Origin of the sequence: Polaromonas jejuensis NBRC 106434, assembly GCF_001598235.1 — a bacterium.
In the GTDB taxonomy this organism is placed as follows: domain Bacteria; phylum Pseudomonadota; class Gammaproteobacteria; order Burkholderiales; family Burkholderiaceae_C; genus Polaromonas; species Polaromonas jejuensis.
The window spans coordinates 12963-23542 of sequence record NZ_BCYO01000019.1; the positions used below are offsets into that span (position 1 = coordinate 12963).

A 10580-nucleotide genomic window follows, 5' to 3' on the forward strand; every position below is an offset into this window, starting at 1 on the left:
TCGCCCCCCGGCGTCCGGCTGTTCAGTGGCCGGGCGTCATCACCGTACGCAGCAAGTCCGGCAGCATGCCCAGCATGCGCAAGGCATCCTGGCCCGGCGGTGTGCTGGCGGCAAAGTACATCTGCAGGGAAATGGGGGCGAAGTCATGCAGGGGCACGGCCGTGAGGGAGGCCGGGTCAAGATTGCGGGCCGTGAGGAAATCAACCACGGTCCAGCCCAGGCCGCGCTTGACCAGCTCGAGCGCCAGCCGTGAGGTATGCACCTGCAGGTTGGCCGGGGCGGTGAGGCCCAGTTGCCGGGCCAGTTCATCGATCGACTGGCACATAGGATCTTCGCCGACCAGCCGGACCAGCGGCATGCCGGAGAGAAAGGTCATGGGGTTCTGGCGCCGCGCGCGGACGGCACGCTGCCAGATCTCGCGCGTGACGGCCAGGTAAAGCGGCCCGCTCACCAGCATGGTGCTGGTGAGCAGCGGGTGTGGATGCGGGTAAAAGCCCAAAGCGAAATCCACGCTGCGTGTCAGCAAGGCCTGCACCATCTGGTCCTGGTGCAGGGTGCGCACCTCCAGCCTGACACGGGGATGGCGCGCCAGGTGCTTCTCCAGCACCAGCGGCAAAAATTCATGGCTGATGGAGGGAATCGCCGCCAGCCGCACCTGGCCGTCACCCGCCTGGCGCAGGTTGAGGGCAATGCGTTTGAACTCGTCCAGCTTGCGATGGATCAGCGTGGATTCTTCAAACAGCACCCGGGCTTCGGGCGTGGGCGCCAGCGTGCCCTTGGCGCGGGTAAACAGCTTGTAGCCCAGTTGCAGTTCGGTGTGCGCCACGGTTTTGCTGACGGCCGAGGGCGTGATGCAGATCAGACGTGCGGCAGCGCTCATGTTGCCGGTCTGCATGATGGCCTGAAAGACTTCGAGTTGCCTGAGGTTCATGTTGCTGCCAGGTCCCCGGCCGGGCAGGGAAGCGCGCCGCCGGAGGGTGTGAGTTTCATTCATACCCCTCGTTGCATTATGCATCGCCATGCGCTGGCGGCGTGGCTACGATGAGCCACCTTCGGCCTGCGGGCCCCCGGTAAATCGTGACGCGGGGCACGGCGCATGCCGCTCTCCCTGCGTGCAAACCTGGCTGAATTCAATCCCTCGCGGAGACATCGCATGCAACTCAAATCAAAGCTCATCAACCTGGTGGCCGGACTGGGGCTGGCCGCATTGACCACCCTGGCTGCGGCGCAGTCCGCCAAGCCCAACGTCGTGATCCTGGCCACGGGCGGCACCATTGCGGGCGCCGGTGCCTCGGCCCTTAACAGCGCGACCTATGCGGCCGCCAAGGTGCCGGTCGACAAATTGCTGGCGGGCCTGCCCGAACTGGCGAATGTGGCCAATGTGAAAGGCGAGCAGGTCTCGCAGATCGCCTCTGAAAGCTTTACCAACGACAACCTGATGAAGCTGGGCAAGCGCGTCTCGGCGCTGGTCAAGCAGGCCGACGTGGACGGCATTGTGGTAACGCACGGCACCGACACGCTGGAGGAAACCGCCTACTTCCTCAACCTTGTCATCCGCACCAGCAAGCCCATCGTGGTGGTGGGCTCCATGCGGCCCGGCACGGCGCTGTCGGCCGACGGCGCCCTGAACCTGTATGACGCCGTCAGCGTGGCGGCCAGCAAGGACGCCGCCGGCAAAGGGGTTCTGGTCACCATGAACGACGAAATCCAGAGTGGCCGCGATGTGACCAAAAAAACCAACATCAAGACCGAGGCCTTCAAGAGCCAGTGGGGCCCGCTGGGCATGGTCGTGGAAGGCAACAACTACTGGTTCCGCGCACCGGTCAAGCGCCACACGCTGCAATCCGAGTTCAATATCGACGAGTTCGAGGCGCTGGCGCCGGTTGAAATCGTTTACGGCTACGGCAACGTATCGCGTACCGCGCTGGATGCCGTCGGCAAGTCGGGCATCAAGGCGCTGATCCACGGCGGCACCGGCAACGGCTCGGTGGCCGATCGCATCGTTCCCGCGCTGCAGGATGTGCGCGCCAAGGGCATTCAGGTCATTCGTTCCTCGCGCGTGCCCGACGGCTTTGTGCTGCGCAATGCCGAGCAGCCCGACGACAAGTACGACTGGGTGGTGGCGCATGACCTCAACCCGCAAAAGGCGCGCATCCTGGCCGCCGTGGCCTTGACCAAACCCATGGACAGCAAGGAACTGCAGCGGATCTTCTGGCAGTACTGAGCTTTTTATCTGCCATAAAAACACGGGCGATGCCGCCGGCCGGCATCGCCCGTGTTTCGTTTTGGCCGCTCAGGGCCGCGTTTAGAGCTGGCTCATGCCGCCATCGACAATCAGCTCGGTGCCGACGATGAATGCCGCTTCAGGTGACGACAGGTAGACCACCGCGCTGGCCACTTCGTCGGGCGTGCCGAAGCGCTTCAATGGTATTTGCGCCTGGATGCCGGCCGCCAGCGCATCGAGCTGGTCGGCAGGCACACCCAGCTTGCCGTAGAGCGGCGTTTGCACCGGGCCGGGGCTCACCACATTGACGCGTATGCCGCGGGCCACCAGCTCGCCCGACAGCGTTTTGGCCAGCGAGATCAGCGCGGCCTTGCTGGCCGCATAGACGCTGGAGTTGGGCATGCCGATGTGGGCGTTGATGGAGCCGTTCAGGATGATCGCCGCGCCCGTGTTCAGCAGCGGCGACAGCGCCTGGATCGCGAAGAAAGCCCCCTTGACGTTGACGTTGAAGGTCTGGTCCCACAGGTCTTGGTCCACGCCCTCCAGCGGCGCGAATTTGGCGACGCCGGCATTGATGAACACCGCGTCCAGCGTGATGTCCTGGGCGCTCAGCGCGCCGGCCAGCGCTTTGGCGGAGCCGCTGTCGCCGGCATCGTTGCGCAGGGCGATGGCATGGGCGCCCAACTGCGCTTTGGCCTGGTCCAGCGTCGCCTGGTCGCGGCCGGTGATGATGACGCGGGCGCCCTGGCTGGCAAACTGCAGCGCGGTGGCCAGGCCAATGCCGCTGTTGCCGCCGGTGACGAGCACGGTTTTGTTGTCGAAGCGTTTTGCTGCCGAGGTGGTGAGTGTGGTCATTTCAAGGTTTCCTGGTGTCGGTTGATGGAGAGGGTTTTCGGGTCGGCTGGCCTCATGTGCCCGCCGATGAAGCCAATGTACGAGCCATCTTTTGTAAGAAGAAGACCTGAAAAGTGTTTTAATCGTTCATCTTTTATGAATCAACGAGGCTGGCATGGACCGCTTGCGTGCGTTTGAGGTATTTGCCTCGGTGGTGGGCCGTGGCAGCTTTACGCGTGCCGCCGACGCGCTGGACACCTCGCCGGCCAATGTCACGCGCTATATCAATGAGCTGGAGGCCCATCTGGGCACGCGCCTGCTCAACCGCAGCTCACGCAAGCTGTCCTTGACGGAAAGCGGTGAGGCGCTGTACGAGCGCAGCAAGTCCATTCTGGAAGAGGTCGCCGACGCGGAGGCGCTGGCCTCGTCGGCCACCCTGCAGCCCCGCGGGCGTTTGCGCATCAATGCGCCCGTGAGCTTTGGCATCCGGTACCTGGCGCCGCTGTGGCCGCGCTTCATGCAAAGCTACCCGGATGTGGAGCTCGACATTGCGCTCAGCGACCGGGTGGTGGACATTGTGGAAGAGGGCTACGACCTGGCGATCCGCATCTCGCGCACGGGGCCTGTCAGCCATGCCGCGCGCAAGCTGGCCACGTCGGCCAACATCGTCTGCGCGGCGCCCACCTACCTCAAGAAGCATGGCCGGCCTGAGGTGCCGGCTGATCTCGCAGCGCACCGCTGCATTGGCTACACCTACGCGGCCACGGCCGATGAATGGCGCTTTGTGGACGGCGAAGGCCGCCCGCACGCCGTCAGGGTCAATTGCGTCATGCACGCCAACAACGGCGACACGGTGCGCGAAGCGGCTTTGGCGGGGCAGGGCATCATCTGGCAGCCGGCCTTCCTGGTCGGGAGCGATTTGCAGCAAGGGCGGCTGCTTCCCCTGCTGCCCGGCTACCGCATGCCCGACATCGACGTGCTGGCTGTTTACCCCAGCCGCCGCCACCTCAGTGCCAAAGTCAGGGTCATGGTGGATTTCCTGGTTGAGGCTTTCAAGGCTGCGCCGGCGTGGTACGTGCCATCGGCCCCGGCATCGCCGGCCACAACGCCCGCGCGGCCTGTGCGTCATCGCCGCGTAAAATGAATGGTTTAGCGATGCCGCCGGGTGCGGCCTTGCTCCCCCGGCGCCGAAACAGGCGCCGCGCTTTTGCTTTCAACCCATTCCTATGCTCACTTTCCAGCAAATTATCCTGAAGCTGCAGTCCTACTGGGCTGAACAAGGCTGCGCCCTTTTGCAGCCCTATGACATGGAAGTCGGCGCCGGGACGTCACATACCGCTACTTTTTTAAGAGCATTGGGGCCCGAGCCCTGGAAGGCCGCCTATGTGCAGCCTAGCCGCCGCCCGAAAGACGGCCGTTACGGCGAGAACCCGAATCGCCTGCAGCACTACTACCAGTACCAGGTCGTGCTCAAGCCGGCGCCGTCCAACATCCTCGAGCTTTACCTGGGCTCGCTCGAAGCGCTGGGCTTTGACCTGAAGAAGAATGACATCCGCTTTGTGGAGGACGACTGGGAAAACCCCACGCTGGGCGCCTGGGGCCTGGGCTGGGAAGTCTGGCTCAACGGCATGGAAGTGACCCAGTTCACCTATTTCCAGCAGGTGGGCGGCATTGACTGCAAGCCCGCCACCGGCGAAATCACCTACGGCCTGGAGCGCCTGGCCATGTATTTGCAGGGCGTGGACAACGTCTACAACCTGACCTGGACCGAGGGCCTCAGCTACGGCGACGTCTACAAGCAGAACGAGGTCGAGCAATCCACCTACAACTTCGAGCACAGCGACGCCGACTTCCTGTTTACCGCCTTCACGGCGCACGAGAAGCAGGCCAAGCATTTGATAGAGGCGCAGCTGGCGCTGCCGGCCTACGAGCAGGTGCTCAAGGCGGCGCACAGCTTTAACCTGCTGGACGCGCGCGGCGCCATCAGCGTGACCGAGCGTGCCGCCTACATCGGCCGCATCCGCAACCTGGCGCGCGCCGTGGCGCAAAGTTATTTTGAAAGCCGTGAACGCCTGGGTTTCCCCCTGGCGCCGCGCGAATGGGTGGAACAGATGACGAAGAAGGCGGCGTGAGCGCGATGACGATGATGACCCAAAACCTGCTGGTTGAACTGTTTGTCGAAGAGCTGCCGCCCAAGGCGCTCAAAAAGCTGGGCGAAGCCTTTGCCAGCGTGCTGCTGGAGCAACTCAAGTTGCGTGGATTGACCTCCGCCGACTCAGTCCTGACTTCGTTTGCATCGCCCCGCAGACTGGCAGCGCATATCACGCATGTGCTTGAGCGAGGTGCTGATAAAGAACTTATCGAAAAGCTAATGCCACTCGCGGTCGCCATTAAAGATGGAAAGCCGACTGAGGCGTTTCGCAAGAGGCTGGGTAAGGCGGGGCGAGGCCACTTGGCAGACCTCTGGCCGAATGCAATCGATGGGCCGGATAGCCTATTAGTTCAGAACGATGGAAAAACTGACGCCGTGTATTTGCGTGGCGTAGCGGTTGGCGGTAGCTTGCTAGTGGGCTTGGAAGCGGCACTGCTCGAAGCCATTGCCAAATTGCCGATTCCCAAAGTTATGACCTACCAGCTGGCCGATGGCTGGAGCGACGTGAAGTTTGTGCGCCCCGCGCACGGCCTGGTGGCCTTGCATGGCAGTGCGGTGGTGCCGGTTGAGGTGCTGGGCCTGCAAGCCGGCAACAGCACCCACGGCCATCGCTTCGAGGCCTTGCTCGATCCGGTGGTCTTGAATGATGCCGACAGCTACGCCAGCGCGCTGCAACAAGACGGCGCCGTGATCGCCAGCTTTGCCGCGCGCCGCGCCGAGATCGTTCGCCAGCTGGCGGCCGCCGCAAGCCAGGTCGGCGGCGGCGTCAAAGCCATCGAAGACGACGCCCTGCTCGATGAGGTGACGGCTCTGGTCGAGCGCCCGAACGTGCTGGTCTGCGCGTTCGAAAAGGAATTCCTGGAGGTGCCGCAGGAATGCCTGATCCTCACCATGAAGGCCAACCAGAAGTACTTCCCGCTGCTCGACGCGGCGGGCAAGCTCACGAACAAGTTCCTCGTGGTGAGCAACATCAGCCCCGACGACGCCAGCGCCGTGATTGGCGGCAACGAACGCGTGGTGCGCCCGCGCCTGGCGGATGCCAAGTTCTTCTTTGACCAGGACCGCAAGAAGACGCTGGCCTCGCGCGTCGCGGGGCTGGGTAAGGTGGTCTATCACAACAAGCTGGGCACGCAGGGCGAGCGAATCCAGCGCGTGCGGGCGATTGCCGAGGCGATTGCCAATCGCCTCAATCCCCAACTGGTGGCCAACGTTCAGCGTGCGGCGGAACTGGCCAAGACCGACCTGGTGACCGACATGGTCGGCGAGTTCCCCGAGCTGCAGGGCATCATGGGCCGCTATTACGCGCTCAATGATGGTTTGCCCGCCGAGGTCGCCGATGCCATCGAAGACCACTACAAACCGCGCTTTGCCGGCGATGAACTGCCGCGCAATGAGGTGGGTGTGATCGTGGCGCTGGCCGACAAGCTGGAAACCCTGGTCGGCATGTTCGGCATCGGCAATTTGCCGACCGGCGACAAAGACCCGTTTGCGCTGCGCCGCCATGCGCTGGGCGTGATCCGCATGCTGGTCGAGAAGGATTTGCCGCTGGGTTTGACGGAACTGGTAACCGGCGCTGGCACAGCGTTTGGCGACAAGATTCAGGACGCTTCTGCGGCCCTGGTGGACTTCATTTACGACCGCCTCGCCGGCAGCCTGCGCGAGCAGGGTTACAGCGCCCAGGAAGTGGATGCCGTGCTGGCGCTGCGTCCCCAGCGTCTGGGTGAGGTGGCCAAGCGCCTGGCGGCCGTGCGTGCCTTTGCCTCCCTTTCCGAAGCCCCGGCGCTGGCGGCCGCCAACAAGCGGGTGGGCAATATCCTGAAGAAGGCCGACGGCCTGGTCGAGGCCAGGGTCGACGCGGCCCTGTTGGCCGAGGCGGCCGAGAAAGACCTCGCGAGCGCTCTTCAATTGGTAGCGCCTCAGGCCGATACTGCCTGGGCTGCCGGCAATTACACCGCGAATTTGCAGGCCCTGGCCGCGCTCAAGGCGCCGGTCGATGCCTTCTTCGACGGCGTGATGGTCAACGCCGAAGACCCGGCGCTGCGCGCCAACCGCCTTGGCCTGCTGGCCACGCTGCACCAGGCCATGAACCGCGTCGCCGACCTCTCCAAACTGGCAACATGAGCCCCCACGCTTACCATTTCGTGTCGTCGCTGCCCCCGAGGGGGCTGGCCTGCCTTGCGGCGGCCCGGCGGCTGGCCGCCTGATTTTCAAAGCGAAGCACCATGAAACTCGTCATCCTCGACCGCGACGGCACCATCAACAGCGACAGCGACGATTTCGTCAAGACGCCCGAGGAGTGGGTGCCGCTGCCCGGGGCGCTGGAGGCGATTGCCCGGCTCAACCATGCGGGCTGGCATGTGGTCATCGCCTCCAACCAGTCGGGGCTGGGGCGCGGCCTGTTTGACGTGGCCTCGCTCAACGCCATGCACGCCAAGATGTTCAAGCTGCTGGCCGCTGTGGGCGGGCGGGTGGATGCGGTGTTTTACTGCCCGCACAGCCCGGAAGAAAGCTGCAATTGCCGCAAGCCGCTGCCCGGCCTGTTTGAACAGATTGGTGAGCGTTTTGGCGTGCCACTCAAGGGCGTGCCCGCCGCCGGCGATTCGGTGCGCGATCTGCTGGCGGGTGCCAGCGCGGGCTGCGAGCCGCATCTGGTGCTCACCGGCAAATCGGCCAGGTACCGCGCTGGCGGCCAGCCCGATGGCCTGCCGGCGGGCACCCTGCTGCACCAGGACCTGTCGGCATTTGCGGACTTCCTGCTGGAGCGCAGCGCCCGGTCCTTGCCGGTGGCGATATGAAAACAATAGCATCTGGTGCCCGCCTGATAAGGGCGGCAGCCTTGAAAACCATGCGCCCATGGGTTTGAGCCAGCAAGCGCTTCAACCTTGAATACGCCACCAACCCGACTGCCGGAAAACCTGCCATGCCCCTGATTCGATCAATCCTGCACATGCTGTGGATGGCCATCACGGTGATCCCGTGGGCCCTTTTCGTGATCATTGCCTCGCTGTTTGTCAGCAGCACCACCATGTACTGGATGTGCGCGGGCTGGTTGCGCGTGGCGGTCAAGGGCGGCACGCTGATTCTGGGCATCAGGAACCGGGTCACGGGCATGGAAAACCTGCCCACCGGCGCAACCAGTGCCGCGGTGCTGCTGGTCAAGCACCAGAGCACCTGGGAGACCTTCTGCATGCCCACGCTGATGCCGCATCCGCTGGCCTATGTGTTCAAGAAAGAGCTGCTTTACGTGCCGTTTTTCGGCTGGGCCATGGCGCGCATGGACATGATCCACATCGACCGCAGCCAGCGGACCCAGGCCTTCAGCAAGGTGGTGGCGCAGGGCAAGCGCCTGATGAGCCAGGGCACCTGGGTCATCATGTTTCCCGAGGGCACGCGCATTCCGCGCGGGCAGAAGGGCGTTTACAAGTCCGGCGGCACCCGGCTGGCGATTGAAACCGGCGCACCGGTGATTCCGATTGCCGTGACCTCGGCCAAATGCTGGCCGCGCAAGGCCTTCATCAAGACCCCGGGCGTGGTGGATTTTTCGATCGGCAAACCGATCTCCAGCCTGGGCCGCCGGCCGGATGAGCTGATGCGCGAGGTGGAAAACTGGATTGAAGCCGAGATGCGCCGCCTCGACCCCGAGGCCTATGTGGATCGCGCTGCCGCCATCGTCAAGTCCGCCGCCTGAGTGCCTGGTCCCACAGCAGCGGCGCAACGTCAAGCCAGGCCATGATGCAAAGGCTACTCCAGTTCACGCTCGACCTCTTTGAGTCGGAGCCTGCGACCCCTGCCCAGGCCCCGGAGTTTAAAGAAAACAGGCCTGCAGCCCAGGAGGAGACGGCGCCGCCTGCTATCGAAACCGTAGCTGAGAGCGCGCCGTCAGAGGTCGCTGCGCCCGGCCCCCGGGCCGAGGACCCGCTGCCTCTTCAGACCCTGCAGCAGGCCCTGGCGCCCGCCACCTTTCGCCATCCGCTGGCCACGCGCGAGGCCCTGCTTGACGGCGTGCTGGTGGCCTACGAATTCAGGCGCAGCAAGCGCCGCACCATCGGTTTTACGGCCGGTGCCGAGGGGCTGGTGGTGAGCGCGCCCAAGTGGGTGCCGCTGTACGAAATCGATAAGGCGGTGCACGAAAAGTCGGGCTGGATCCTCAAGAAGCTGCACGAGACCCGCGCGCGACACGATCGGCTCGAATCCGCGCGCATTGACTGGAAGGACGGTGCGACCTTCCCTTTTCTGGGCGAGCCGGTGCGGGTGGTGATCGATTCGCGCCATGCTTTCGGCGGCGTGGGGGCCGAACTCCAGAAGCGCCCGGATGAAGCGTGGCTTCATGCCAACGCGGATACGCACAATGTCACGCTATTGAACGTTGTGTTACAGACTTTGCAGGTGAGTTTGCCCCGCAGTGCCACGCCCGAGCAAATCCGCGATATGGTGCAGGCGTGGCTGATGCGGCAGGCGAAGCGGATTTTTGCCGAGCGGCTGAATCACTTCGCACCGCAGCTGGGTGTGCAGTGGCGCAAGCTCAGCCTGTCCAGCGCCGGAACGCGCTGGGGCAGCGCCAGTTCGGACGGCTCCATCCGCCTGAACTGGCGGCTGGTGCATTTCCGGCCATCCGTGATCGACTATGTGGTGGTTCACGAACTGAGCCATTTGCGCGTCATGGACCACAGCCCGCGCTTTTGGGACACGGTACGCGCGGTGGTGCCCGACTATGCCGAATTGCGTGGCCAGCTCAAGGACGAGGCCATTCCCCGGTGGTGAGGCGTTGCCGCGGTCGCGGCCTTTACTGAAAGGAGGTCGTAAGTTCTAATGTCCATGGCGACTTGCCCGTATGAAAACGAAAGACACCGAGTAAAAAAGTAGTAAGCCCCCGCCGGAAATACCATGAATGACAAACTGATTCTCGTCGTTGAAGATAATCCCGATCACCTCGAGTTGACGGTGCTGACTCTTGAAGAGCAGGGGGTGGCTGCGGAGATCGCCGTCGCTCGCGACGGAGCAGAAGCGCTGGAATATCTGTTTGGCGTGGGCCGCTGCGCCGGCCGTGATACCCAGAAGCAACCCTCTTTTATCCTGCTCGACATGAAGCTGCCCAAATTGTCGGGGCTGGATGTGCTGCGCAGCATCCGCATGAATCCCCTCACCGCCTTTGTGCCGGTGGTCATGCTGACGTCTTCCAGTGAGCAGTCCGACATCAAGGCCTGCTACCAGAGCGGGGCCAACGGCTTTGTTCGCAAACCGGTCGATTTCGGGACCTTCACCCAAAAGCTCAATGGCTTGCAGGCTTACTGGCTGGGTGTCAATGAATCCATCGCGGCCGCTTGAGGGACTGTTGCGTGCCCGGTGACTGGCCCGTCGGGTCAAGCGCGG

General features: G+C 63.7%; 10 protein-coding genes. 8 read left to right on the forward strand and 2 right to left on the reverse strand.

The features are described 5' to 3' along the window. Positions 1–22: 22 nt before the first annotated feature. On the reverse strand, positions 23–931 hold the full coding sequence (locus tag PJE01S_RS18045) for a LysR family transcriptional regulator (protein WP_068835041.1): 909 nt from the start codon (positions 929–931) through the stop codon (positions 23–25). Between the two features lie 222 nt (positions 932–1153). Here PJE01S_RS18045 and PJE01S_RS18050 point away from each other — a divergent pair, with 222 nt between their 5' ends. After that, positions 1154–2224: an asparaginase gene (locus PJE01S_RS18050; RefSeq protein ID WP_068835042.1), complete on the forward strand. Its 1071-nt coding sequence runs from the start codon at positions 1154–1156 to the stop codon at positions 2222–2224. Between the two features lie 81 nt (positions 2225–2305). On the opposite strand, the gene PJE01S_RS18055 is transcribed toward PJE01S_RS18050, so the two are convergent. Next, on the reverse strand, positions 2306–3079 hold the full coding sequence (locus tag PJE01S_RS18055; protein WP_068835043.1) for an SDR family oxidoreductase: 774 nt from the start codon (positions 3077–3079) through the stop codon (positions 2306–2308). A gap of 154 nt (positions 3080–3233) precedes the next feature. Here PJE01S_RS18055 and PJE01S_RS18060 point away from each other — a divergent pair, with 154 nt between their 5' ends. The 7 genes from PJE01S_RS18060 (at position 3234) to PJE01S_RS18090 (ending at position 10535) form a co-directional block, all read left to right on the forward strand. Then, on the forward strand, positions 3234–4202 hold the full coding sequence (locus PJE01S_RS18060; RefSeq protein WP_068835044.1) for a LysR family transcriptional regulator: 969 nt from the start codon (positions 3234–3236) through the stop codon (positions 4200–4202). An 82-nt stretch (positions 4203–4284) separates the two neighbouring features. Then, positions 4285–5190: a glycine--tRNA ligase subunit alpha gene (glyQ, locus tag PJE01S_RS18065; protein WP_068835045.1), complete on the forward strand. Its 906-nt coding sequence runs from the start codon at positions 4285–4287 to the stop codon at positions 5188–5190. Positions 5191–5201: 11 nt separating this feature from the next. Beyond that, on the forward strand, positions 5202–7331 hold the full coding sequence (glyS, locus tag PJE01S_RS18070; RefSeq protein ID WP_068835093.1) for a glycine--tRNA ligase subunit beta: 2130 nt from the start codon (positions 5202–5204) through the stop codon (positions 7329–7331). A gap of 101 nt (positions 7332–7432) precedes the next feature. After that, positions 7433–8005: a D-glycero-beta-D-manno-heptose 1,7-bisphosphate 7-phosphatase gene (gmhB, locus tag PJE01S_RS18075; RefSeq protein ID WP_068835046.1), complete on the forward strand. Its 573-nt coding sequence runs from the start codon at positions 7433–7435 to the stop codon at positions 8003–8005. 125 nt (positions 8006–8130) lie between these two features. Further along, positions 8131–8898, forward strand: coding sequence for a lysophospholipid acyltransferase family protein (locus PJE01S_RS18080; RefSeq protein ID WP_068835047.1), 768 nt, complete (start codon positions 8131–8133; stop codon positions 8896–8898). Between the two features lie 44 nt (positions 8899–8942). Beyond that, complete coding sequence (locus PJE01S_RS18085; RefSeq protein ID WP_068835094.1) at positions 8943–9971, forward strand: M48 family metallopeptidase; 1029 nt, start codon at positions 8943–8945, stop codon at positions 9969–9971. Between the two features lie 123 nt (positions 9972–10094). Next, on the forward strand, positions 10095–10535 hold the full coding sequence (locus PJE01S_RS18090) for a response regulator (RefSeq protein WP_068835048.1): 441 nt from the start codon (positions 10095–10097) through the stop codon (positions 10533–10535). Positions 10536–10580 lie beyond the last annotated feature (45 nt).